This window comes from Streptomyces sp. NBC_00285, from assembly GCF_036174265.1.
Classification (GTDB): Bacteria; Actinomycetota; Actinomycetes; order Streptomycetales; family Streptomycetaceae; genus Streptomyces.
This window is the reverse complement of sequence record NZ_CP108055.1, coordinates 3,868,069-3,893,619: the sequence shown is the minus strand read 5'-3', so window position 1 is coordinate 3,893,619 and position 25,551 is coordinate 3,868,069. Positions and strand designations below refer to the sequence as shown.

Genomic DNA, 25,551 nt, shown 5'->3' with positions numbered 1-25,551 from the left:
AAAAAATCCCGCCGGATCATCTCGATCCGGCGGGATTCCTGTTTTTCCAGGGGCAGTTGTTCCGCACGGACTGTTCCGCACCGGACTGTTTCGCACCACGCCGAGGGGGCCACCCGAAATCGGGTGGCCCCCTCGGCGTGGTCGGCTCAGCGGCCCAGTGCGCGACGCCCGCGGCCCTGGGAGAGGACCGGCAGGTTGCGGGCGGGAGTCTTGTCGCGCGCCGTCTCCTCCTCCAAGCGCAGGGCGAGGGCGGGGCAGCGACGCACCGCGCGTAGAGCCTTGGCCTCGGCATAGCGCGGTACTTGTGCCTGGGCGACGGTCGGGAAGCCGTCGGCGCCGAGTTCGAAGACCTCGGGGAGGATGTCGGCGCACAGTCCGTGGCCCCGGCACAGCGTCCAGTCGACGTAGATCTTCTGACGGCTGGGACCGGTCTCCTCGGCCTCGCTGCCGCCCGCGATGCCCGTGGGCATCTTGCCGCCCTCGAAGAGCGGCAGAACGCCCTCCACGGGCCGCCCGCAGCCGTTGCCGAGGACATGGGCGGCCAAGTCGTCCGTGAACGCCTTGATGGTCGACTCCAGGAACATCGCGGAGCCGTCCGGGTGCGAGCACGCACCGCGCCGTTTCACGTTCTTGGCGACCTGCTTGAGTGCTTCGAGAGCGGCCGGTCCGCCGCCGTTGAGGATGTCCTCCAGGCCGCGTGCGGCCGCCGGCAGACCGAGATAGCAGGGGCCGCACTGGCCCGCGCTCTCCTCGGCCAGCCACTGCGCCACGCGCAGTGACTCGCCCAGCGGGCAGGTTTCCTGAGTGATCGGCAGGATCGCGCCGGCGCCGAGTGCGCCGCCCACGGCGTCCAGGGAGTTGCGGGAGACGACCGCCTCGTTGACCGTCGCCGCGTCGATCCACTTGCCGTGGTAACCGCCCGTCAGCACGCCCTGTGGAACCGGCGGGGCGCCGGCCAGCTGGAGGACGTAGCGCAGCGGTACGCCGGTGGGGACCTCGAGCACCATGGGCCGCGCGACGGCTCCGGAGACCGTGAGCATGACGGTGCCCGGCTCGTCGTACAGACCGGTGTTGCCGTAGCGCTCCGGGCCGATGCGCGCGGCGATCGCCAACTGCGCGAAGGTCTCGGCGTTGGACAGAAGAGTGGGGGCGCCGCCTACGCCGTTCTGTGAGGCGCTGACCTTGCGGCCGGGCGGGATGGCCGGGCCGCCGTCGATCGAACGGATCAGCGAGGCTGCCGCTCCGGTGACCATACGGACGGGATTGCGCTGCACGCGTGCGCGTAGAGCCGATCTGCGGCCGTTGCTGAGGCCGCGCTCAGCGAGGGCAGCCTCCATGGAGCGCTGTGTGGACTCCCTGGTGACCCCCACCACGAGCGTGCGGGCACCCAGCGCTTCGGCGGCCAGCAGGGCGCCGTCCAGGATGAGGTGCGGGGCACGGTTGATGAGCACCGTGTCCTTGCGGCAGGCCGGTTCGTCCTCGCTGCCGTTGACGACGACGACCGGCCGGACGCCGCGCTTGATCGCCGCCTCGGCGACCGAGCGCAGCTTCTTGTGGAAGGGGAAGCCGGCACCGCCGCGCCCCTTGAGGTTGATGGCTTCGGACAGCTTCGCGAGCTGCTCTCCGCCCATGGGTTCGAGTGGCCCATGCACCTTCAGGTGCATGGGCAGGTCAAGACGTTCGACAAGGTCGAAGCCCGACGTGAGTTGGGGAAGTCCGACCACGCGGACTTCTGGTACGTCGGGCAGGGCCTCGTTCACCTATAGCCTCCGGAAGGCGTGTTCCAAGGTTCGCCCGATCCCGGCGAGTCGAAGTCGTACGACTGACCGGGCGCTGGATCTGTGGCGGGACCGCTGTTGTACGTGTCATTCGAGTTGTACGTGCCGTAAAGGTTGTTTGACTCACCGGTGTCGCGCACGTCACCCGAGAGATAGCTGGCCGTGCCCGAATTGCTGTTATAAGTCGGGATGTTGTAGCCCGTGTCCTGGAGCGGGTCGTAGGCGGAGGGGGGTGCTTCGCCGACCGGCGGCGGGGACGGGATCGGCCAGCTGCCGGACGTGCTGCCGCCGCCGTCCATGCGGGGAATGAACTCCGTGGCCGCCTGCATGTCCATCGGCATGTCCATGCGTGCGGTCTGGCCGGTCTCGTAGGGCTGCTGCGCGCCCGTGTTGGGTGTCACGGCGCGGTAGGCGGCCGCGAATCCGTTCGCCGCGGGTTCGGGGGCTTCGTAGACGGGCGTGGCGCCGGTCTGCTGTGTCAGGCCCTCGTAGCCGGGCAGGGAGGACTCGGACCGCCGGGCGCCGGACTCGGCCGAACGACGTCCCTCACGGCCCGGCGCGGCGGTCTCCGCGGCCCTCCTGGCGCGGCTGGCCTCCAGCTCCTCACGGCCCGGCCGCTCCTCGGCGCCGAGGAGCATGGCGATCCGGTCGGTGACCTTGCGCTTGAACGGGCGTGGTGCCGCGCGCAGGGCGAGGGCAGCGATGACACCGAGCAGGCAGGCCACGTACATGTACGTGAAGATCGGGGCCTTCACCGTGCGCCCCGCGTACAGGCCGTGGACCAGTGCGGCGCACCAGGCCGGGTAGGCCAGCATGTGCATCGCCCGCCATCGCGCCGCGACCGGTGCGGGGGAGGCGAACCGGTTGCGCAGTGCGCCGGTGATGCCGACGAAGATCATGAGCTGGCCGGCCAGGGTGCCGAGGCCGATGAGCCCTCCACTGCTGGAGAAGCCGAGCCCGAACGGGATGAACGCCGCGATCCACGTCGTGTGATCGAGGCTGAGCTTGATTCCGATGTGCAGCATGAGGAACGCGATCGAGCCCACGGCGGTGATCCGGTGGATACCCTGCGTGACGATTCGCTGCCGGGTGTTGAGGATCAACCGGTCCTGTGCGACGAGGCCCCAGATCACGGAGCAGGTGAGGAGGACCAGCGTCAGCACGCCCGCCCCGAAGTTGAGGAAGTCCTGCAGCCAGACACCTCCGTAGATCACGACCAGGGGGATGGCCAGCAGAAAGACGGCCGTCGCCACCCCGTAGGTCGACCGGCCGGCCTTGGGGGGCGTGCTGTAACTACTGCGAGCGTTCATGGGGGCAACTCCGAGCGGTTCGGGAAGGCGGTCCCGCTGCCGCACTCTAAGTGGCGCCATACCGGCGGGTACGACGTTTGAGTTATTGCGTTGTTATCAAACGACTATGGGGCTGCTGCGATGCCCCTTAGTAGCTGTTACGCGAAGTAACTTTTGATCTTTGTTCAGTTCCTGTCGGGTGGGACGGTGCTCTCGACTGCGGCGGCGAGTGCGGCACCCGGTGCCACAGAGGCATACGTAAGTTCGTCGCGGCTTGCTCAACGGCTGCGGTACTCTGACGCCATGCGTGCCGTACGCCTTCTGCTTAGTGAGCCGCGCTGATCAGTCCCGACCACCGGTGAAGACGTGGTCGGAATCGGCGCGGCGTCCCCTCCTGTGCGAGGGGATTTTTCGTTTCCGGACGACACAGCCGCTGGCAGAGACGATCGATGGAGCTTTGAGGACCATGAGCGAGACGAACCCCGCTGCCCCCGCCGAGGTGGCCGCGCCGCACCGCTACACGGCCGCCGTCGCGGCCGAGATCGAGGCACGCTGGCAGGACGTCTGGGACGCCGACGGCACCTATGCGGCGCCCAACCCCAAGGGTGACCTGGCGGGCGACCCCGAGCTGGTCGCCAAGCCCAAGAAGTTCATCATGGACATGTTCCCGTATCCCTCGGGCGCGGGACTGCACGTCGGCCACCCGCTGGGCTACATCGCCACCGACGTCTCCGCCCGCTTCCACCGGATGACCGGCCACAACGTTCTGCACACCCTGGGCTTCGACGCCTTCGGCCTGCCCGCCGAGCAGCACGCCGTACAGACCGGCGAGCACCCGCGGGTCACCACCGAGGCCGCCATCACCAACATGAAGTCCCAGCTGCGCCGGCTGGGCCTGGGCCACGACAAGCGCCGGTCGTTCGCCACGATCGACCCGGAGTACTACAAGTGGACCCAGTGGATCTTCCTGCAGATCTTCAACTCCTGGTACGACGACGAGGCGAACAAGGCCCGCCCGATCTCCGAGCTGGTCGCCCGGTTCGAGTCCGGTGAGCGCGCCGTACCGGGCCACACGCGCGCGTGGCAGGAACTGAGCGCCATCGAGCAGGCCGACGTCCTGAGCGGGTTCCGCCTGGCGTACGCCTCCGACTCACCGGTCAACTGGTGTCCCGGCCTGGGCACCGTGCTGGCCAACGAGGAGGTCACCTCCGACGGCCGCAGCGAGCGCGGCAACTTCCCCGTGTTCAAGGCCAAGCTGCGCCAGTGGAACATGCGGATCACCGCGTACGCCGACCGCCTGCTGGACGACCTGAACGAGCTGGACTGGCCCGAGGCCATCAAGCTGCAGCAGCGTAACTGGATCGGCCGCTCCGAGGGCGCCCGCGTCGACTTCCCCGTCGACGGGGAGGCGATCACGGTCTTCACCACGCGCCAGGACACCCTGTTCGGCGCGACCTACATGGTGCTGGCCCCCGAGCACCCGCTGGTCGACAAGTTCACCCCGGCCGCCTGGCCCGAGGGCACGCACGACGTGTGGGCCGGCGGTCACGCCACCCCGGCCGAGGCCGTCGCCGCCTACCGCGCGCAGGCCGCCTCCAAGTCGGACGTCGAGCGCCAGGCCGAGGCCAAGGACAAGACCGGCGTCTTCACCGGCGCGTTCGCGACCAACCCGGTCAACGGCGAGCAGATCCCCGTCTTCATCGCCGACTACGTGCTGATGGGCTACGGCACCGGCGCGATCATGGCCGTACCAGCCCACGACACGCGTGACTTCGCCTTCGCGCGTGCCTTCGAGCTGCCGGTCCGCTGTGTGGTCGAGCCGAGCGACGACCGGGGCACGGACGCCTCGACGTGGGACGACGCCTTCGCCTCGTACGACGCGAAGATCGTGAACTCGCACGGCGAGGACATCTCGCTGGACGGCCTGGGCGTCGCCGACGCCAAGGCGCACATCACCGAGTGGCTGGCCCGCAAGGGCATCGGCGAGGGCACCGTCAACTTCCGCCTGCGCGACTGGCTGTTCAGCCGCCAGCGCTACTGGGGCGAGCCCTTCCCGATCGTCTACGACGAGGACGGCGTCGCCCACTCGCTGCCCGAGTCGATGCTGCCGCTGGAGCTGCCCGAGGTCGAGGACTACTCGCCCCGCACCTTCGACCCGGACGACGCGGACACCTCCCCGGAGACCCCGCTGTCCCGCAACGAGGACTGGGTCGACGTCACCCTGGACCTGGGTGACGGACGCGGTCCCCGCCGGTACCGCCGTGAGACCAACACCATGCCCAACTGGGCCGGTTCCTGCTGGTACGAGCTGCGCTACCTGGACCCGCACAACAGCGAGCAGCTGGTCGACCCGGAGATCGAGCAGTACTGGATGGGCCCGCGCGCGGGGCAGCCGCACGGCGGTGTCGACCTGTACGTCGGCGGCGCCGAGCACGCCGTGCTGCACCTGCTGTACGCGCGCTTCTGGTCGAAGGTGCTGTTCGACCTGGGGCACATCTCCTCGCCCGAGCCGTTCCACAAGCTGTACAACCAGGGCATGATCCAGGCCTTCGTCTACCGCGACAGCCGTGGCTTCCCGGTGGCTGCCGCCGAGATCGAGGAGCGCGACGGGCAGTTCTTTCACGCGGGCGAGCCGGTCAAGCGCGAGCTGGGCAAGATGGGCAAGTCCCTGAAGAACGCCGTCACCCCCGAGGCGATCTGCGAGGAGTACGGCGCCGACACCCTGCGCCTGTACGAGATGGCGATGGGCCCCCTGGACGTCTCGCGGCCGTGGGACACGCGCGCGGTGGTGGGCCAGTACCGGCTGCTGCAGCGGCTGTGGCGCAACGTCGTCGACGAGGCCACGGGCGAGGTGACCGTCACCGACGCCGAGCCCGACGAGACCACGCTGCGTGCCCTGCACAAGGCGATCGACGGGGTGCGCCAGGACCTGGAGGGCCTGCGCTTCAACACCGCCATCGCCAAGGTCACCGAGCTGAACAACCACCTGACCAAGGCCGGCGCCGCGATTCCGCGCCCGGTCGCCGAGTCGCTGGTGCTGCTGATCGCGCCGCTGGCCCCGCACATCGCCGAGGAACTGTGGCGCAAGCTGGGCCACACCGACTCGGTCGTCCACCAGGACTTCCCGGTCGCCGACCCGCAGTACGTCGTCGACGAGACCGTGACCTGCGTGGTCCAGGTCAAGGGCAAGGTCAAGGCCCGCCTGGAGGTCTCCCCGGCCATCTCCGACGACGAGCTGGAGAAGGTCGCGCTGGCCGACGAGAAGGTCGTGGCGGCGCTGGACGGGGCAGACATCCGCAAGGTGATCGTGCGGGCGCCGAAGCTGGTGAACATCGTTCCGGCGTAACGCCCCCTAGGGGGCGCGTGCGGGCAGGTTCGGGGTTCTTGTGGAACTCCGGGCCTGCCCGTCGCGTTTACCTTTGAAGAGCGGCGAGTGCCGCGTCGGGGCGGAGGAGGAGTTTCGTGGAAGCAGTGATCGCAATCGTGGCCCTGCTTTTCGTGCTCTTCGTGGCGCTCGGCGCGTACGCGACGGTGAAGGTGGTCGGCGCCGCCAAGCGCGGTGTGGACCGCACCATCACCCAGGCGCGGCGCACGGTCGAGGACCACACCCTGCGCGCCAAGTCCTTCGCCCAGCTCGGCCCGGCGGGCGAACTGGCCCAGCTGCGGCTGAAGCTGCGCACCTCGATGCGGGCCACACAGGAAGCGCTGGATGCGGGCGCGGCCGAGGACGAGTCCCTCAAAGAGTCCCTCGGCCTCTTCCAGCGGCTCAGCGCCCACGGCCACGAACTGGACGGTGAACTCAAGCGTCTGGAGTCCGAGCCCGACCGCGCGACGCTCGCCGGACGCCTGCCGGGCCTGCGGGAACGTACGGAGCGGATCACTGGGTCGGCGGACTCCCTGCGCTGGGCGGCACGCGACCGGGCCCGCCGGTTCGCCGACGGCGACCTGGACATGCTGAGCGCGCAGATCGACGTCGAGTCCGGCGCCCTGCGGCACTGGACGAAGACCGAGCCCACCGCGACGCCGCCCCCGTGGCCGGAGACCCCCGTCGCCGACGGCAGCGCCGAGCAGCAGACCTGGCCGCAGACGCCCCGCTCCCGCGCCGCCGAGGAACCGACACGGTCCGCGATCACCCCACCGGGCCCGCGCCCGGCCTACCCCTGGCAGAAGAAACCCCGTCCCGAGAGCACGACTTGATCCAGACGCGGCGGCCCAGGGTGACAGGGGCCGGACTGCCGCCCGGACGCTACGGCAGGTAACCTCCAGCTCATGTCCCGCCATGTCGCGATCGTCACGGATTCAACGGCCTACCTGCCGCAGGGGACGATGGAGCGGCACGGCATCACAGCGGTTCCCCTGACCGTGGTCCTCGGCGACCGCGCGCTGGAAGAGGGCACCGAGATCACGGCCCGTTCACTGGCCCAGGCGCTCCAGAAGCGGCGCCCCGTCACCACCTCGCGACCCAGCCCCCAGCTCTTCGCGGAGCATTACCGCAAGGTCGCCGAGTCCGGCGCCACGGCCATCGTGTCACTGCACCTGTCCGCCGAGCTCTCCGGCACCTACGACGCAGCGGTCATGGCCGCGCGCGAGGCGCCGATCCCGGTGCGCGTGGTCGACACCGGCATGATCGCGATGGCCCTCGGATTCTGCGCGCTCGCCGCCGCCGAGGCCGCGGAGTCGGGCGGCACGGTCGACGAGGCGGTCACGGCAGCGGAGAAGCGGGCCGCGGGCACCTCCGCCTACTTCTACGTCGACACCCTCGACTATCTGCGCCGCGGCGGCCGGATCGGGGCCGCGCAGGCCCTTCTCGGTTCCGCTCTCGCTGTGAAACCCCTGCTGAAGCTTGACGGCGGTCGTATCGAGCCACTGGAGAAGGTCCGGACGGCGTCGAGGGCCATCGCCCGTCTGGAGGAGATCGCGGCCGACCGGGCGGGCAGTGCGCCGGTCGACATCGCGGTGCATCATCTGGCGGCCCCTGACCGGGCGGCGGCGCTCGCGGACCGTCTGAGAGCGCGGGTGACGGGACTCGCCGACCTGCATGTGAGCGAGGTCGGGGCGGTGATCGGGGCGCACACGGGACCCGGGCTGCTGGGGGTCGTGGTCTCACCCCGGTGACGGAGTGAGGCGGCACGGAGTGTGTGAGTCACCCGTGCGAGTGGTGGAGTTTTCCACAACCGGTGGGTAATCCCCGGGAATTGACCAAGATCATCGCGAGTTCGGCGATGTGCCCGATCCTCGGCGCATGGCACTTCGATCACGTACAACGACGGCGACCAGCGGGCCGGGACGCGGCCCTCACTCCGACGGGCGCTCACGCCGCCGCCCGCCCGCCGCCCGAAGCCGGGCACGACAGAGGCATGACGCCTCGGCCGACGAACTCGGGCGGCGTGCGGAGGTGCTCTTCGCCGATCGCGCGGGGAAGGGGCCGCCGCCGGGTGAGGGTGGGCGGGGCATGGCCGACGGCGGGGCGGGTGCAGGATCGGAGGCCGTCCGGACCTCAGGTCCCTCCTGGGCTCTGGACGCGGTTGGTTCCGTGGCGGGGGCTCGGCGGGAGAGGGGAGCCGTCGCAGAGGACTCGTGGGCGCCTGGTCCCGCCGAAGAGACCTGGAGGGAGGCTGGAAGTTCCGCGGAGGAGGCATGGCGGGAGGCTGGTTCTTCGGGAGAGGGCCGGCGTGATGCCGGCTCGGGGAAGACCGCCTCGCGGGACGACGGGGCGGGGGACGTCGACTGGCGACCCCCAGATCCCGGGCGCGGGGCGTGGCGGGAGCGGGCCGGGTTCGCTCTGCGGGAGCGGATGCCCGTGTGGCTGCAGGCGCGGTGCGGACTGGAGCGGCGGAACGTGGTCGCGCTCTCGGTGCTGCTGGTCGTGGCCGCGGTGTTTGCCGTACAGCACTTCTGGACCGGTCGCACGCAGGACGTCCAGGCACCTGAAGTGGTGCGTGCGGGGGCTCCGTTCGGGGAGGGCGGGACGAACGGCGACAGGGGGAGCGGGCCGCGCGGGGAGGCCGAGCCTGCGGCCTCGGGTGGGGTCTCGAGCACGGCGGGGACGGCCGGAGCCGTGATCGTCGTGGACGTCAGCGGCAAGGTCCGTGAGCCCGGGGTGCATCGGCTGCCGACCGGGTCCAGGGTCGCCGATGCTCTCAAAGCGGCTGGTGGGGTGCGGCCGGGCACGAACACCGACGCCCTCAACCGTGCGCGGTTCCTCGTGGACGGCGAGCAGGTCGTCGTAGGCGGCCCGGCCGCCGCACCCGCGCCTGGCGTCGGTGGTCCTGTGACCGGCGGTGGCCCGGTCGGTGCGGCGGCGGCCCCCGTCTCCTTGAACACCGCCACTGTGGAGCAGCTCGACACCCTGCCCGGGGTCGGACCCGTGCTCGCCCGGCACATCCTCGACTACCGCACCCAGCACGGCGGTTTCCGCTCGGTCGACGAACTGCGCGAAGTCAACGGCATCGGCGACCGTCGCTTCGCCGACCTCCGGAATCTCGTACGGCCATGAGGTACGACCCGGAGGTGCTGCGAGGGGATGAGGACGAGGGACTGAGGGAGACCGGTGCCGACGGCCGTGCACGGTCGGCTGTGCACGCCGGTTCCGGGAAGCGGCTCGGGGATGCCAACCCCCGGCAGGAAGGGCCCACGGATCTGCGGCTCGTACCGGCGGCATTGGCGGCCTGGGCGACAGCCGCGGTGGTCCTGGACATCCCGCCGGGCTGGGGCGTGGGCCTGGTGGTCGGGTGTCTCGTCGTCGCCTGCATGTTGTTGTCCGGGCTGCGGCTTGGGATGCGGGGGTTCGGTGGGGCGGGCCGGATCCCGGTCGCCGCCGTGCTGCTCTGCGTCGCCGCGGCCGCGGTGTCCGCCGGGCTGCACGGAGCCGATCTGCGGCGGGGGCCGGTGCCCGCGCTGGCCCGGCAGTACGCCACCGTGACCGCCGAGGTCGAGGTGACCGCCGACCCCCGGCTCACCCGGCCCCGGATCACGGGCGACCACGCGGCTCCGACCGCCGTGGTCATCGGAGCGGACGTCCGGCGGGTGGAGACCGTGGACGGGAGAGCGGAGACCACGCGCACGCCGGTGCTGTTGATCATTGACGCGGGTGCGGGAAGGGGCTCGGGTCGAGAGGTGGTGGGCGCCGGTCGCCCTGGTGCCGGTGAGGTGACGTCCGGCTCGCCGGCCGCGGTGGACGATCCGCCGCGCTCACCCTGGCTCGCGCTGCTGCCGTCCACGCGGGTGCGGGTCACCGCGAGGGTCGCGCCGCCGTTGGTCGGGGGCGGTCGTGTCGCGGCCGTGTTGAGGGTGCGGGATCGGGCGGGACCCGACGTCGTGGGAGAGGCGTCGAGGGCGCAGCGGTTCGCGGGGCGGTTGCGGGCGGGGTTGCGGGAGGCCACCGAGGGGCTGCCTGGAGATGCCCGGGCGTTGTTGCCGGGACTGGTCGTGGGGGACACCGCGCGCATCACGCCGGAGTTGGACGAGGCCTTCAAGGAGACCGACCTCGCGCACACGCTCGCCGTCTCCGGGAGCAACCTCACGATTCTGCTCGCCCTGCTCATCGGGCCGCCCGGACTCGCCCAACTCGTCGAGCGACGGGGACTGGCGCCTCGCCTCGGGGTGTCACTGCGGACGACCGCGCTGCTCGGCGGGGGGCTCACGCTGGCATTCGTCGTCGTCTGCCGACCGGACCCGAGTGTGCTGCGGGCCGCGGCCTGCGGGGCCGTCGCATTGCTCGCCCTCGCGACCGGCCGCCGCAGATCGATGATCCCGGCGCTGGCGACGGCCGTACTGCTCCTGGTGCTGTACGACCCGTGGCTGGCCCGAAGTTACGGCTTCCTGCTCTCCGTCCTGGCCACCGGAGCCCTGCTCACGCTCGCGCCGCGCTGGAGCCTGGCGTTGCGCCGGCGCCGGGTGCCGCCGCGACTGGCGGAGGCGTTGGGCGCAGCGGCCGCAGCGCAGGCCTTGTGCGCGCCGGTGGTCGCCGTGCTGTCGGCGCGGGTGAGCCTTGTCGCGGTGCCGTGCAATCTGCTCGTGGAGCTCGCGGTCGCACCGGCCACGGTGCTGGGCTTCGCGGCGCTGGCGACGGCACCCCTCGCGATGCCGGCGGCCAAGGGGCTTGCCTGGTGCGCGAGTTGGCCCGCCGGATGGATCGCGGATGTCGCCCGCACCGGGGCATCGCTGCCCGGCGGCGGAGTGGACTGGCCGGGCAGTTGGGCGGGGGCGGGGCTGCTCGCTCTTGTCACGGTGCTCGTGGTGCTCCTCGGGCGACGGCTGCTGAGACATCCCTGGTGGTGTGCGGTCTGCGCGGTGCTGTTCGTGCTGGCGGTCGTGCAGCCGCCACCGCTGACCAGGGTGGTCACGGGCTGGCCGCCACCGGGCTGGCGGCTTGCGATGTGCGACGTGGGCCAGGGCGACGCGACGGTGCTGGCGGCGGGCGAGGGCACGGGTGTGGTCGTGGACGCCGGGCCCGATCCCGCGCTCGTCGACGACTGTCTGCGCACGCTCGGTATCACCAAGGTGCCACTCGTGGTGCTGACCCACTTTCACGCCGACCATGTGGCCGGATTGCCAGGGGTGCTGCGAGGGCGGTCGGTGGGGGCGATCGAGACGACGGGGTTCGAGGAGCCGGTGGACCAGGCCGCGTTCGTACGGCGGGAGGCGGCGGCCCGGCACATTCCGGTGACGCGTGCCGTGGTCGGGGAGGAACGGCGTACGGGGGCGTTGACCTGGGAGGTGCTGTGGCCGCCGGCGGGCCCGGAGCCGGTGGTGGCGGACGGGCCGAACGACGCCAGTGTCGCGATGCTCGTCCACTCGGCCGGGTTGCGCTTCCTCCTGCTCGGGGACCTCGAACCCCCGTCCCAGCAGGCGCTGTTGAGGTCACCTGCGGGTGCACGGCTGGCCGGGGTGGATGTGCTCAAGGTCGCTCACCATGGTTCGGCCTACCAGGACCCGGAGCTGATACGCCGGGTCGCCCCGCGGCTGGCGCTCATTTCCGTGGGGGCCGACAACTCGTACGGGCATCCGGCTGCCAGTACGGTCGCCGCGCTGCGGGCCGGGGGTGCTGTGGTGCTTCGGACGGACCGGGACGGGGCGCTGGCGGTCGCCGGGACGGGTAGCGGCGGAGAGGGGGCAGGTGGAGGTGTCGGGGGCGGTGCTGGAGGTGGTGTGAGCGGTGGGGAGCTGTGGGTGGCGCGAGACTGAAGGCATGAATCCCACACAGGTAGACGCATATCTCCGCCGCCTGGGAGCCCGGCAACCGGTGGGGCCCACCGTGGAGGTCCTGCGCGAGTTGCATCTGCGGCATCTGCAGACCGTGCCCTTCGAGAACCTGTCGGTCCACCTTGGTGAGGAGATCGTGCTGGAGGAGAAGCGGCTGGTGGACAAGGTGGTGGACGCCGGGAGAGGAGGGTTCTGCTACGAACTGAACGGGGCGTTCGGGGCGTTGCTGGCGGCGCTCGGCTTCGGCGTCACGCTGCTCGCGGGCCGGGTGTACGGGGACGAGGGGCGGCTCGGGATCCCGTACGACCATCTCGCGCTGCGGGTGCGGACGGTGGACGGGGGCGAGTGGCTGGCCGATGTCGGGTTCGGGGCGCACAGCCACTACCCGTTGGCGTTCGGGGTGCGGGGCGGGCAGGAGGACCCCGGAGGCACCTTCCTGATCGACGAGGCGGGGCCGGATGCGGCGGGGGTGTGCAGCGGGGACAGCGCGGTGGAGAAAGGCGGGGGTGACACCGGGGACGCGGATGTCCTCTTGGGCGGCAGGCGCCAGTACCGGCTGGAGATGAGGCCTCGGGTGCTCAGTGACTTCGTGGCCGGAGCTTGGTGGCACAGCACCTCGCCGGCCTCTCACTTCACGCAGTCACTGGTGTGTTCGAGGGTGACGGAGGACGGCGGGCGGATCACGCTCAGCGGTCGCGTTCTCAAGGTGACGGCGCCCGACGGGACGCGGGAGGAACGGGAGTTGGGGACGGACGAGGAGGTGCTGGAGGTGTACTGGGAGAGGTTCGGTATCCGGCTCGGCCGTGTGCCGACTGTGCGGGGCCTTGACCTGGACGGCTGATGCGGCCCATGGGGCGCGGGCCGGTACGCGGCCTGCGGTCTGCGGTTCGGGGCTTGCAGTATGCGGCCTGCGGCCTGCGGTCTGCGCAAGCGGTTGGCGATGTGGTGGCGCGGACCGCTCGGTGACGGGATGGGCGGGGGGTGGTAGGGCTGTCGGCGCCGACCTGGAAAATGGTGCTGTGAGCGATGTGAGACATGTGCTGGTGCTGCCCGACCGGGATGCTGCGGAGGAGGTCGTCGAGGCTCTCGGGGAGCGGTTCGCGGTGACCGAGGAGCCGCAGGTCGTCCGGGACGCGTTGGCGGGGGAGGACGATGCGGAGGACGCGCAGTGGCTTGTGGTGCTCCGGGACGAGGCAGGCCGGCTCGATCCCGGCGAGCTGAACGAGTTCGTGGGGGAGTGGGACGGGTGGCGGGAGGAGCCGTAGGGCTGTGCCGGGTCGCCGGTCCGGTGGGAGTGGGATGGGGGCGGGGAGGGCCGTAGGGCTGTGCTCGGTCGGGTTGGTGCCGGGTCCGCGGTGCGGCGGGTTCGGCGGGGAGTGGGAGGGGTGGCAGGCAGGGTCGTAGGGCCGCCGGGTGCGGTGGTGGACAGAACAACGGGAAGACAACCCGGCAGGGCGTCCGTCAGTGGCTCGGGCACGATCACCGGAACGTGAGTACCAGCAGCAATGTCAGTGGCCCGTGGGATGCTTGTCGCGATGGCCAAGAACACTGCGAATGACGACCCTCTCGCTCCTGTGACCCTTGCTGTGGGGCAGGAGGAGCTTCTGCTCGACCGGGCTGTGCGGGAGGTGGTGGCCGCTGCGCGGGCCGCTGACGCTGATACGGATGTGCGGGATCTGGCCCCGGAGCAGTTGCAGCCTGGGACGCTTGCCGAGTTGACCAGCCCGTCGTTGTTCGCGGAGCGCAAGGTCGTGGTCGTGCGTAACGCGCAGGATCTGTCGGCCGACACGATCAAGGACGTGAAGGCGTATCTCGGGGCGCCCGCCGAGGAGATCACTCTCGTGCTGCTGCATGCGGGTGGAGCGAAGGGCAAGGGACTGCTCGACGCCGCGCGGAAGGTGGGGGCGCGGGAGGTCGCCTGTCCGAAGATGACCAAGCCGGCGGATCGGCTGGCCTTCGTGCGGCAGGAGTTCCGGGGGACCGGGCGGTCGGCCACGCCCGAGGCGTGTCAGGCGCTCGTCGACGCGATCGGGAGTGATCTGCGGGAACTGGCGTCCGCAGTGACGCAGTTGGTCGCCGATGTCGAGGGGACGATCGACGAGGCCGTAGTGGGGCGGTACTACACGGGGCGGGCCGAGGCCTCCAGCTTCACCGTCGCCGACCGGGCCGTGGAGGGGCGGGCCGCGGAGGCGCTGGAGGCGTTGCGGTGGTCGTTGTCGACGGGGGTCGCACCTGTCCTGATCACCAGTGCGCTGGCGCAGGGGGTGCGGGCGATCGGGAAGTTGTCGTCCGCTCGGGGCGGGCGGCCGGCTGATCTCGCGCGTGAGCTGGGGATGCCGCCGTGGAAGATCGACCGGGTGCGGCAGCAGATGCGGGGCTGGACCCCGGACGGGGTCTCGGCTGCGCTGCGCGCTGTGGCTGAGGCGGATGCCGGGGTGAAGGGCGGGGGGGACGACCCTGAGTACGCCCTGGAGAAGGCGGTCGTCGCGATCGCGCGGGCGGCGCGGTCCCGGGGGCGTGGATAGCCGGGCGGCGGCGTTCGGGCTGTTGGAGCAGGTGAGGGCTGGGCGGGGGTGGGCTTCGCTCGGCTGCGTTCGCGGTGCGTTTGGTTGAGGGCCGTCGCGTCATCGGGGGTGCCAGGTGTTGCCGTAGCGGGGCTGCGGTGTGGGTTGTGGCCGAGCGCGCAGTTTCCCGCGTCCCGTCCGTCGCGCGTGGCACTGTGCCCGGCGCCGGCCTCGGAGACCTGACACCTCTCCTCCCAGACCTCTCAAGCCTCCCAAGGTGTCCCCTCGGCTGCTCGGGAGGAGAATCGGACGGGGCAGCCGAACATCGCCGGACAAGGAGAGGTGGCGGTCGTCATGGCTGAGCATCCGCATGCAGCGCTCGTTCGTAAGGGGTACGAGGCGTTCACGCGTGGAGACCTGGACACCCTGCGCGGGTTGATCGCGAAGGACGCCACGCATCACGTGCCCGGTAGTCACCCACTCTCGGGGGACTACAAGGGGCAGGACGCGATCATCGACATGTATCAGAGGCTCGCGGTGGAGACCGACGGGTCGATGCGTCTGGAGAGGCTCACGATCGCCGTCGACGGGCGGGGTCACGCCGTCGGGATGTGCCGGGTCAGGGCAGAGAGGAAGGGCCGGCGCCTGGACGACACCGGATGCATCGTCTTCCGGATCGTCGGGGACAAGGTCACCGATCTCGACGAGTGCGTCGAGGACATCGACAAGAGCAACGAGTTCTGGGCGGACTGACCGCCCGGACCGCCCGGACCGCCCGGACCGCCCGGACCGCCCGGACCGTCCGGACCGTCCGGACCGCCCCGACCGCTCAGATCGCCGGGACTGCTCGGGCCGCTCGGGCCGCCGGGGCTGTCCGGGGCTGCCGGGACCGCCCGGCAGCCCCAGGACCCCTCGGACTGCCGGGCCGCGGAGCCCAAGCCCCCAGAGCTCAAGCCCCCATAGCTCTCGGAGTCCCAAACCCCCAAACCCCCAAACCCCCAAACCCCCAAACCCCCGGAGCCCAAGCGCCCATGGCTCAATGAGCCCCCAGCCCCCACCCCCAGCCCCCACCCCCATGACGAAGGCCCCGCTCGCCCTGCCCTGGGGAAGGGCAATGCGTCGGGGCCTTCGGTCCAAGCTTTCGGAGTCACGCCCGCGTGGCGAACGCAGGCCGCGCGTGGCTCCTGGGTGCCGGTCGGGAGCGGATGAGAGAGGGCCCGCTCTGGTCCTTCCGGCGGTTCGGTCCCGTGAGACGGGACCGGTCAGATCAGAAGTGGTCGGCCTTAGAGGGACGAGACCTTCGAAGCAAGCGCCGACTTCTTGTTGGCGGCCTGGTTCTTGTGGATGACACCCTTGGAGACGGCCTTGTCGAGCGCACGCGCAGCAGCGCGGTTCAGCTCGGTGGCCTTCTCGGTGTCACCCGCGGCAGCGGCCTCACGAGCCTTGCGGACCGCGGTCTTCAGGGAGGACTTGACGGCCTTGTTGCGCAGCCGAGCCTTCTCGTTGGTCTTGATCCGCTTGATCTGGGACTTGATGTTCGCCACGAATGAGCCTCTACAGGTTCAGGCATGGGGCCGCAGGGGTCCCGTGCCGATGATTTCTACACGATGTGTCCCATGCTGAGAGGGCAGGAGACACAGCTACCCACACTATCAGCGGGTCCACGGCTGGCCCAAACCGGTCGCCGGTCCCCGCCCGTGGGACCATGGAGGCTACGTATCGATCCGACCCGAGACCGCAGACACTGCGGACGCCTCAAGAATCAGGACCCTGCGTGCCCGCGATCCCCAGCCACGTGCCCGAGCCGAGCCGTACCGACCCGGCTCAGATCCGCAACTTCTGCATCATCGCGCACATCGACCACGGCAAGTCCACGCTCGCCGACCGGATGCTCCAGCTGACCGGCGTGGTCGACCAGCGCCAGATGCGTGCTCAGTACCTCGACCGTATGGACATCGAGCGTGAGCGCGGAATCACGATCAAGTCGCAGGCGGTGCGTCTGCCGTGGGCCCCGACCCACGACAAGAGCAACACGCACATCCTCAACATGATCGACACCCCGGGGCACGTCGACTTCACCTACGAGGTCTCGCGGTCGCTCGCCGCCTGTGAGGGGACCGTCCTCCTCGTCGACGCCGCCCAGGGCATCGAGGCCCAGACCCTCGCCAACCTCTACCTGGCGATGGAGAACGACCTCAAGATCATCCCCGTACTGAACAAGATCGACCTGCCGGCCGCCCAGCCGGAGAAGTTCTCCGAGGAGCTCGCCAACCTCATCGGCTGCGACCCCGGGGACGTGCTCAAGGTCTCCGCCAAGACCGGTCTGGGCGTCGAGGCGCTGCTGGACCGGGTCGTCGCCGAGGTCCCCGCGCCGGTCGGCGTCCAGGACGCCCCCGCACGCGCCATGATCTTCGACTCGGTCTACGACTCCTACCGCGGTGTCGTGACGTATGTGCGTGTCATCGACGGTCAGCTCAACAAGCGTGAGCGGATCCGGATGATGTCCACCGGCGCGACCCACGAACTGCTGGAGATCGGCGTCTCCGCCCCCGAGATGACTGCGGCGGACGGCCTCGGCGTCGGCGAGGTCGGCTATCTGATCACCGGCGTGAAGGACGTTCGCCAGTCCAAGGTCGGTGACACCATCACCACCCTGCACAAGGGTGCGACCGAGGCGCTCGGCGGCTACAAGGACCCCAAGCCGATGGTGTTCTCGGGTCTGTATCCCCTGGACGGCTCGGACTACCCGGAGCTGCGTGACGCCCTCGACAAGCTCCAGCTCAACGACGCCGCGCTGGTCTACGAGCCGGAGACCTCCGCCGCCCTGGGCTTCGGCTTCCGGGTCGGCTTCCTCGGCCTGCTGCACCTCGACGTGATCCGTGAGCGGCTGGAGCGCGAGTTCGGACTCGACCTCATCGCCACCGCCCCCAACGTCGTCTACCGCGTCGTCATGGAGGACCGGAGCGAGTACACGGTCACCAACCCGAGCGAGTTCCCCGAGGGGAAGATCGACGAGGTGTACGAGCCCGTCGTACGCGCCACGATCCTCGCGCCGACCGAGTTCATCGGGTCGATCATGGAGCTGTGCCAGACCCGGCGCGGCACCCTGCTCGGCATGGACTACCTGTCCGAGGACCGGGTCGAGATCCGTTACACGCTCCCCCTCGCGGAGATCGTCTTCGACTTCTTCGACCAGCTGAAGTCCAAGACGCGCGGGTACGCCTCGCTCGATTACGAGCCCACCGGCGAGCAGGCCTCCAGCCTGGTCAAGGTCGACATCCTGCTGCACGGCGACAAGGTCGACGCCTTCTCGGCCGTCACGCACAAGGACGCGGCCTACGCCTACGGTGTGCGGCTTGTCGCCAAGCTGCGCGAGCTCATCCCGCGGCAGGCCTTCGAGGTGCCCATCCAGGCCGCCATCGGCTCCCGGGTGATCGCCCGCGAGACCATCCGCGCCATCCGCAAGGACGTCCTCGCCAAGTGCTACGGCGGTGACATCTCCCGTAAGCGGAAGCTGCTGGAGAAGCAGAAGGAAGGCAAGAAGCGCATGAAGATGGTGGGTTCCGTGGAGGTTCCGCAGGAGGCCTTCATCGCCGTGCTCTCCAGCGATGAAAACGCGGGGTCGGGCAAGGGCAAGAAGTAGCCGGTCGGCCCCCGTCGGCGACCTTGGGGGCCCGTCGCAGCAGGTGCGGCGGGCCCCTCAGCGTGTGAGTGGTCGCGCTCTGCAGGAATTGAACCCTCTCTCTGTCGAAGCAGCGGGATTCCTGACTCACGCTGCTCGGTCGCCCAGCGGGCGGTCGAGACCTACGCGATCGACATCAGCCGGGTTGGGACCAGCCCGGTTGACAGCAAGTGTCAAATAGCACGTGCTTGGTTCTCGCAACGCGCTGTACACAGCCTGGCGAGCTCACGGGTGAAGAATCCGGGGATTTGGAAGATCGCAGACCAGGACCCCTTACGTAGCAGCCGGTCGGCCTTTACTCTGATGCCTGCTCGATAGTTACTCGCGAGTTAAACAGCCGCAAACCTGAGCCGGCCGCACTGTCGCGAGCCCCGGAGGATGTCGTGAGCGACACACAGACACTGATCGAGAACCGTCCGCCGAGTGTGGCGAGCCTCTTCCTGGAGCGCGTTGCGGCCACACCGGACGCCGAGGCGTACCGGTACCCGGTGCCCGCGGCCGCCGGCCAGGGGCCGGACACCTGGAAGTCGCTCACCTGGGCGCAGGCCGCGGAGCGCGTGCACGCCATCGCGGCCGGACTGATCGAGCTGGGAGTGCAGCCGGAGCAGCGGGTGGCCCTCGCCGCGTCGACCCGGCTCGAGTGGATCCTCGTGGACCTCGGCATCATGTGCGCCGGCGCCGCCACGACCACGGTCTACCCGCAGACCAACGCCGACGAGTCGGCCTTCATCCTCTCCGACTCCGAGAGCCGGGTGCTGATCGCGGAGGACGCGGCGCAGCTCGCCAAGGCGGTCGAGAAGAAGGCCGAGCTGCCGCACCTCACGCACGTCGTCGTCATCGACCCGGCCGGCGTCGAGACCAGCGACTGGATCCTCACCCTCACCGAGCTGGAGGCCCGTGGCGCGGCCCGCCTGGAGAAGGACTCCGACCTGATCGAGGAGCGGGTCGGTGCCATCACCAAGGACCAGCTCGCCACCCTCATCTACACCTCGGGCACCACCGGCCGCCCCAAGGGTGTGCGCCTGCCGCACGACAACTGGGCGTACATGGCGAAGGCGATCGCCGCGACCGGGCTGGTCAGTGCCGAGGACGTGCAGTACCTGTGGCTGCCGCTCGCCCACGTCTTCGGCAAGGTCCTCACCTCCGGGCAGATCGAGGTCGGTCACGTCACCGCCGTCGACGGTCGTGTCGACAAGATCATCGAGAATCTGCCGGTCGTGCAGCCGACGTACATGGCGGCTGTCCCGCGCATCTTCGAGAAGGTCTACAACGGGGTCGCCGCGAAGGCCCGTGCCGCCGGCGGCGCCAAGTACAAGATCTTCCAGTGGGCCGCCGAGGTCGGCCGCGCCTACGCCAAGGAGAGCCAGGACAACTTCCGGCGCACCGGTACCGCGGGCGCGTCCTTCGGGCTGAGCGCCAAGCACAAGGTGGCCGACGCGCTGGTCTTCTCGAAGATCCGGGAGGCCTTCGGCGGGAACCTGCGGGCGTGTGTGTCCGGGTCCGCCGCCCTCGCGCCGGAGATCGGGTACTTCTTCGCCGGCGCCGGCATCCACATCCTCGAGGGATACGGCCTCACGGAGTCCTCCGCGGCCTCCTTCGTGAACCCCGGTGAGGCCTACCGCACCGGCACGGTCGGCAAGCCGCTGCCCGGCACGGAGGTCAGGATCGCCGACGACGGGGAGATCCTGCTGCGCGGGCCCGGCATCATGGAGGGCTACCACGGGCTGCCCGAGAAGACGGCCGAGGTGCTGGAGGCCGACGGGTGGTTCCACACCGGGGACATCGGTGAGCTGTCGCCCGACGGGTATCTGCGGATCACCGACCGCAAGAAGGACCTCATCAAGACGTCCGGCGGCAAGTACATCGCGCCCGCCGAGGTCGAGGGACAGTTCAAGGCGGTGTGCCCGTACGTGTCCAACATCCTGGTGCACGGGGCGGACCGGAACTTCTGCACGGCGCTCATCGCGCTGGACGAGGTGTCCGTCCTGGAGTGGGCCAAGGAGAACGGGCTCGAGGGCAAGCCGTACGCGGAGGTCGTCGCCGCGCCGGTGACCGTGGCCATGGTCGAGGGCTATGTGAAGGAGCTCAACGAGGGGCTGCAGCGCTGGCAGACCATCAAGAAGTTCCGGCTGCTGCCGAGGGACCTGGACATCGAGCACGGTGAGATCACGCCGAGCCTCAAGCTGAAGCGCCCTGTCGTGGAGCGGGAGTACAAGGGGCTCATCGACGAGATGTACGCGGGGTCGCGCGAGGCGTAGGGGGTGGCCGGGGAGCGTGCGCGGCTGCCGGTTCGCCGTGGCTGGTCGGGCACGCTCCCCGCGCCCCTGAAGGCCTACCTTCCTTTAAGAAGGTGCCGGAGTTCCGTCACCTGGGCGCGCTGGGGTTCCGTCAACTCGTCCTCCAGCGCGGTCAGACGCTTGCTCACCTCTTCGTAGTCGGCCCGTTGCCGTGTCAGCAGCCGTTCCAACTGCTGGTTCTTCCTGTGCAGTTCCAGGAAGACGCTCACCTTCGCGCGCAGCACCCACGGGTCGAACGGCTTGGTCACGTAGTCCGCCGCGCCGGTCGCGTAGCCGCGGAAGGCGTAGCCGGGTTCGTCCTCCGTGCCGGTGAGGAAGATGATCGGGACGTCCTTCGTCTGGTCCAGGCGTTTGATGTTCGCCGCCGTCTCGAAGCCGTCCATGCCCGGCATGCGGACATCCAGGAGGACCAGGGCGAACGGGCGGCGCAGCAGCGCCTTCATCGCCTCCTCGCCCGAACGGGCGCGGACCAGCGGTTCGTTGAGAGACCCCAGGACGGCCTCCAGCGCGAGCAGGTTGTCCTCCATGTCGTCGACCAGGAGGATGCCCGCACTGTCGTCGGTCGTTGCCTCAGCGCTCATAGGACTGCCTCATTCAGTCGTCCGCGGGCGGGACCACCGCTTCCTCGGCCTCGGCCGGTTCCTCCGCCTCCGGACCCTCGGGGTCCAGGAGCGCATAGACGACGGTCAGCAACTGGTCGACGTCCACGGGCTTGGGCACGTAGTCGTTGGCGCCGCGCGCGATCGACTTCTCACGGTCTCCGGGCATCGCCTTCGCGGTGAGCGCGACGATGGGCAGACCGGTCCAGCGCGGGGTGCGACGGATGGCGGCGATGGTCTCGTAGCCGTCCATCTCCGGCATCATGATGTCCATCAGGACGAGTTCGACGTCCGGGTTGCGCTCCAGGGTCTCGATGCCCTCGCGGCCGTTCTCCGCATACAGGACCGGCATGCCGACCCGGCCCAGTACATGGGTGAGGGCGAAGACGTTGCGGATGTCGTCGTCGACGATCAGCACGCGCCGCCCGGAGAGCACCTGTCCCGCCCGTCCCGCCTTCCACGCCTCCAGCCTGGTGGGCGCGGGCCACGAGTCCTCGGCGTCGTGGGCGGTCGGGTAGGACTCGGTGGACAGGTCCTCGGGGGTCGGCAGCAGGCGGTCCTCGGTGGCCGAGCCGGCCGCCGGGTGGCCGGGGCTGGCGACGGGGACGTAGAGCGTGAAGGTGGAGCCCTTGCCGGGCTCGCTCTCGGCGACGATGAGGCCGCCCAGCAGGCCCGCGATCTCCCGGCTGATGGACAGACCGAGCCCGGTGCCGCCGTACTTGCGGTTGGTCGTGCCGTCGGCCTGCTGGAACGCCTCGAAGATCACCGGGAGTTTCTCCCGCGCGATGCCGATGCCGGTGTCGCTGACGGCGAACGCGATGACCTCGTCGCTGTCGCGGACGAACCGGCGGTCGGGGTCGTGGAAGCGGTTGACGCGCAGCTCGACCCGGCCCGTGGCGGTGAACTTGATCGCGTTGGAGAGCAGGTTGCGCAGGATCTGCTGGAGACGCTGCTCGTCCGAGTACATCTCGCGCGGCACGTCCTCGCCGACCGCCACCTCGAAGGCGAGCCCACGGTCCAGGGTGAGCGGCCGGAAGGTGGCGTGGACGTAGTCGAGCAGCTTGATGAGCGGCAGCTTCTTGGGCCGTACGTCCATCCGGCCGGCCTCGATCTTCGACAGGTCCAGGATGTCGTTGATGAGTTGCAGGAGGTCGGAGCCCGACCGGTGGATCGTCGTCGCGAACTGGACCTCCTGGTCGGAGAGATGGCCGTCCTGGTTGTCGGAGAGCAGTCTGGCCAGGATCAGCAGGGAGTTCAGCGGGGTGCGCAGTTCGTGCGACATGTTCGCCAGGAACTCCGACTTGTACTGGGAGGACGTGGCCAGGAGGGCGGCCTTCTCCTCCAGTTCGGCGTTCGAGCGCTGCAACTCCGCCTGCTGCTCCTGGAGTTCGTCCGAGCGCTCCTGGAGCTGCCGGGCCAGGCGCTGGGACTCGCCGAGCAGGGACTCGGTGCGGGAGTTGGCGATGATGGTGTTGATGGCGACGCCGATGGTGTTCACGAACTGGTCGAAGAAGGCCAGGTGGACGTCGGAGAAGCGGGAGAAGGACGCCAGCTCGATCACGCCGAGGAGCTTGTCCTCGAAGAGGATCGGGATGATGACGACGCTGGCCGGGGCCGCCTCACCGAGCCCGCTGTTGATCTTGATGTAGTCCGGCGGGGCCTCCTCGACCAGGATCCGCTTCTTCTCGCGGGCCGCCTGACGCACCAGACCGTGCACCGGCATGCCGCCGGTGTCGACGGTCGCGCCCTGCGCCGAGCCGTAGCCCGCGATGAACGCGAGTCCCTTTGCCGGAACCGTGGTGCGCAGAGCGGCGCCGTCCTCGTCCGGGTCGGCCAGGAAGAAGGCCCCGTACTGGGCGTTCACCAGCGGGGTCAGCTCGCGCAGGATCAGGTCGGCGACCTCCATCAGGTCCCGGTGGCCCTGCATCAGGGCGGCCAGGCGAGCGAGGTTCGACTCCAGCCAGTCCTTGGCCCGGGTCGTCTCGCGGAGGTTGGCCACCATCAGGTTGATGTTGTCCTTGAGCTCGGTGACCTCGCCCTGGGTCTCCACGGTGATGGCGCGGGACATGTCCCCCTGGGCCACCGCGGAGGCGACCTCGGCGATCGCCCGGACCTGGGTGGTCAGGTTGGACGCCAGCTCGTTGACGTTCGTCGTCAGCCGTTTCCAGGTGCCGTACACGCCCTCGACCCGTGCCTGGCCGCCGAGTTGGCCTTCGGAGCCCACCTCGCGGGCCACCCGGGTGACCTCGGAGGAGAAGGAGGAGAGCGTGTCGACCATGGTGTTGATGGCGGTCTTCAGCTCCAGGATCTCGCCGCGCGCGTCCACGTCGATCTTCTTGGACAGGTCGCCGTTGGCCACCGCAGTCGTCACCTGGGCGATGTTGCGGACCTGCGAAGTCAGGTTGTCCGCCATGTAGTTGACGTTGTCCGTCAGATCCCGCCAGACCCCGGAGACGCCCAGCACCTGGGCCCGCCCGCCCAGTCGGCCGTCGGTGCCGACCTCGCGGGCCACGCGGGTCACCTCGTCGGCGAAGGCGCGCAGCTGCTCCACCATCGTGTTGACGGTGTCCTTCAGTTCGAGGATCTCGCCGCGCGCGTCGACCGTGATCTTCTTGGACAGGTCGCCGTTGGCGACGGCGGTGGTGACCTGGGCGATGTTGCGGACCTGCGAAGTCAGGTTCAGGGCCATGAAGTTGACGTTGTCCGTCAGGTCCTTCCAGACCCCGCTGACCCCGCGCACCTGCGCCTGACCGCCGAGGTTTCCCTCGGTGCCGACCTCGCGGGCCACGCGGGTGACCTCGTCGGCGAAGGCGGAGAGCTGGTCGACCATGGTGTTGATGGTCGACTTGAGCTCCAGGATCTCGCCCTTCGCCTCCACCGTGATCTTCTTGCCGAGGTCGCCCTGAGCGACGGCCGTCGACACCAGCGCGATGTTGCGGACCTGCGAAGTCAGGTTGTCCGCCATGAAGTTGACGTTGTCGGTGAGGTCCTTCCAGACGCCGGAGACGCCTCGCACCTGGGCCCGCCCGCCGAGGTTTCCCTCGGTGCCGACCTCGCGGGCGACCCTCGTCACCTCGTCGGCGAAGGCGGAGAGCTGGTCGACCATGGTGTTGATGGTGGACTTGAGCTCCAGGATCTCGCCCTGCGCGTCCACGGTGATCTTCTGACTCAGGTCGCCGTTGGCGACGGCGGTGGTGACCTGGGCGATGTTGCGGACCTGCGAGGTCAGGTTCGACGCCATGAAGTTGACGTTGTCGGTGAGGTCCTTCCAGACCCCCGACACACCCCGCACCTGGGCCCGCCCGCCCAACTGCCCCTCGGTGCCGACCTCGCGGGCGACGCGGGTGACCTCGTCGGCGAAGGCGGAGAGCTGGTCGACCATGGTGTTCACGGTGAGCTTCAGTTCGAGCAGTTCACCGGTCGCCTCGACCGTGACCGTGCGGGTGAGGTCGCCGCGGGCCACCGCCGTGGTCACCAGGGCGATGTCACGGACCTGCGCGGTCAGCCGGGACGCCATGGTGTTGACCGCCTCGGTCACATCCCGCCAACTCCCCGACAGGCCCGTCACCTTGGCCCGCCCGCCGAGCCGTCCCTCGGTGCCGACCTCGCGGGCCACCCGGGTCACCTCACCGGTGAACAGGGAGAGCTGGTCGACCATCTTGTTCACGGCCCGTCCCAGCCGCCGCAGATCACCGCGCAACTGTCGGCTGCCGTCGTGCAGATCGACCCGCTGGGTCAGATCGCCGCCGGCCACCGCGTCCAGGACCCGGGTCGCGTTGGCGGCCGGGGCCACCAGGGCGTCGAGCAGCTGGTTCACGTCGTTGACCCGGGAGGTCCACGAGCCCTGCCCGGGGCTGGGGGAGAGCCGCTCGTCGAGCCGGCCGTACCGCACCAGCTCCCGCTTGACCCGGCTGACCTCGCCGGTGAAGTGCAGGTTCCGGTCCACCAGCTGGTTGAAGACGGCCGTCAGTTCGGCCACGATCCCGTCGCCGGTCTCCGGCAGCTTCGCGAAGTCACCGTCCCGGGCCGCGGTCATGGCGGCGAGAAGAGGACGCAGGTCCGATGCACGAATCCGGTCACCCTTCTGACCGTCTTCGAGCACAGAGGTACCACTGTTCTCACTCATGGCGGCCCACTTCGGTAACTCGGCGCTTATGGGCGCGGCCAGTCTGTCACTCTGTCCGCATCGACTGAGGCG

The 25,551-nt window shown here is 69.8% G+C and carries 16 protein-coding genes; 11 read left to right on the top strand and 5 right to left on the bottom strand.

Features of this window, described 5'->3' with window-relative positions:
- Positions 1 to 146: 146 nt before the first annotated feature.
- Together OHT57_RS18025 and OHT57_RS18020 are read right to left on the bottom strand one after the other, a co-directional pair.
- On the bottom strand, positions 147 to 1,760 hold the full coding sequence (locus OHT57_RS18025; protein WP_328747450.1) for an NADH-ubiquinone oxidoreductase-F iron-sulfur binding region domain-containing protein: 1,614 nt from the start codon (positions 1,758 to 1,760) through the stop codon (positions 147 to 149).
- A complete protein-coding gene (locus tag OHT57_RS18020) occupies positions 1,757 to 3,088 on the bottom strand; it encodes a cytochrome b/b6 domain-containing protein (protein WP_328747449.1) in 1,332 nt (443 codons plus the stop codon). The genes OHT57_RS18025 and OHT57_RS18020 overlap by 4 nt, the downstream gene beginning before the upstream one ends.
- 445 nt (positions 3,089 to 3,533) lie before the next feature.
- On the opposite strand from OHT57_RS18020, the gene leuS reads away from it, so the two are divergent.
- The 9 genes from leuS to OHT57_RS17975 all read left to right on the top strand — a co-directional run bounded on the left by leuS (position 3,534) and on the right by OHT57_RS17975 (position 15,528).
- On the top strand, positions 3,534 to 6,413 hold the full coding sequence (leuS, locus tag OHT57_RS18015) for a leucine--tRNA ligase (protein ID WP_328747447.1): 2,880 nt from the start codon (positions 3,534 to 3,536) through the stop codon (positions 6,411 to 6,413).
- Positions 6,414 to 6,529: 116 nt separating this feature from the next.
- Positions 6,530 to 7,264 carry a hypothetical protein gene (locus OHT57_RS18010; protein WP_328747446.1) on the top strand — a complete coding sequence of 245 codons (735 nt, stop codon included), beginning with the start codon at positions 6,530 to 6,532 and terminating at the stop codon, positions 7,262 to 7,264.
- A gap of 72 nt (positions 7,265 to 7,336) precedes the next feature.
- Positions 7,337 to 8,182, top strand: a complete 846-nt coding sequence (locus tag OHT57_RS18005) for a DegV family protein (protein WP_328747445.1) — start codon at positions 7,337 to 7,339, stop codon at positions 8,180 to 8,182.
- A 337-nt stretch (positions 8,183 to 8,519) separates the two neighbouring features.
- On the top strand, positions 8,520 to 9,563 hold the full coding sequence (locus OHT57_RS18000; protein ID WP_443053461.1) for a helix-hairpin-helix domain-containing protein: 1,044 nt from the start codon (positions 8,520 to 8,522) through the stop codon (positions 9,561 to 9,563).
- On the top strand, positions 9,560 to 12,253 hold the full coding sequence (locus OHT57_RS17995; protein ID WP_443053460.1) for a ComEC/Rec2 family competence protein: 2,694 nt from the start codon (positions 9,560 to 9,562) through the stop codon (positions 12,251 to 12,253). The genes OHT57_RS18000 and OHT57_RS17995 overlap by 4 nt, the downstream gene beginning before the upstream one ends.
- A gap of 4 nt (positions 12,254 to 12,257) precedes the next feature.
- On the top strand, positions 12,258 to 13,112 hold the full coding sequence (locus tag OHT57_RS17990; protein ID WP_328747443.1) for an arylamine N-acetyltransferase family protein: 855 nt from the start codon (positions 12,258 to 12,260) through the stop codon (positions 13,110 to 13,112).
- Positions 13,113 to 13,290: 178 nt separating this feature from the next.
- On the top strand, positions 13,291 to 13,536 hold the full coding sequence (locus OHT57_RS17985) for a hypothetical protein (protein ID WP_328747442.1): 246 nt from the start codon (positions 13,291 to 13,293) through the stop codon (positions 13,534 to 13,536).
- 270 nt (positions 13,537 to 13,806) lie between these two features.
- Positions 13,807 to 14,796 carry a DNA polymerase III subunit delta gene (gene holA / locus OHT57_RS17980; RefSeq protein WP_328747441.1) on the top strand — a complete coding sequence of 330 codons (990 nt, stop codon included), beginning with the start codon at positions 13,807 to 13,809 and terminating at the stop codon, positions 14,794 to 14,796.
- A gap of 333 nt (positions 14,797 to 15,129) precedes the next feature.
- On the top strand, positions 15,130 to 15,528 hold the full coding sequence (locus OHT57_RS17975) for a nuclear transport factor 2 family protein (protein WP_328747440.1): 399 nt from the start codon (positions 15,130 to 15,132) through the stop codon (positions 15,526 to 15,528).
- A 530-nt stretch (positions 15,529 to 16,058) separates the two neighbouring features.
- On the opposite strand, the gene rpsT is transcribed toward OHT57_RS17975, so the two are convergent.
- Positions 16,059 to 16,319, bottom strand: a complete 261-nt coding sequence (rpsT, locus tag OHT57_RS17970) for a 30S ribosomal protein S20 (RefSeq protein WP_328747439.1) — start codon at positions 16,317 to 16,319, stop codon at positions 16,059 to 16,061.
- A 230-nt stretch (positions 16,320 to 16,549) separates the two neighbouring features.
- Between rpsT and lepA the strand changes: the two genes are divergently transcribed.
- Both lepA and OHT57_RS17960 read left to right on the top strand, forming a co-directional pair.
- Positions 16,550 to 18,418 (top strand): translation elongation factor 4, encoded by a 1,869-nt coding sequence (lepA, locus tag OHT57_RS17965; protein WP_328747438.1) that lies wholly within the window; start codon positions 16,550 to 16,552, stop codon positions 18,416 to 18,418.
- Between the two features lie 422 nt (positions 18,419 to 18,840).
- Positions 18,841 to 20,715, top strand: coding sequence for an AMP-dependent synthetase/ligase (locus OHT57_RS17960; protein ID WP_328747437.1), 1,875 nt, complete (start codon positions 18,841 to 18,843; stop codon positions 20,713 to 20,715).
- A 74-nt stretch (positions 20,716 to 20,789) separates the two neighbouring features.
- Here OHT57_RS17960 and OHT57_RS17955 read toward each other — a convergent pair whose 3' ends face one another.
- Together OHT57_RS17955 and OHT57_RS17950 are read right to left on the bottom strand one after the other, a co-directional pair.
- On the bottom strand, positions 20,790 to 21,335 hold the full coding sequence (locus OHT57_RS17955) for a response regulator (RefSeq protein ID WP_328747436.1): 546 nt from the start codon (positions 21,333 to 21,335) through the stop codon (positions 20,790 to 20,792).
- 13 nt (positions 21,336 to 21,348) lie between these two features.
- Positions 21,349 to 25,479, bottom strand: coding sequence for a HAMP domain-containing protein (locus OHT57_RS17950; RefSeq protein ID WP_328747435.1), 4,131 nt, complete (start codon positions 25,477 to 25,479; stop codon positions 21,349 to 21,351).
- Positions 25,480 to 25,551: the final 72 nt, after the last annotated feature.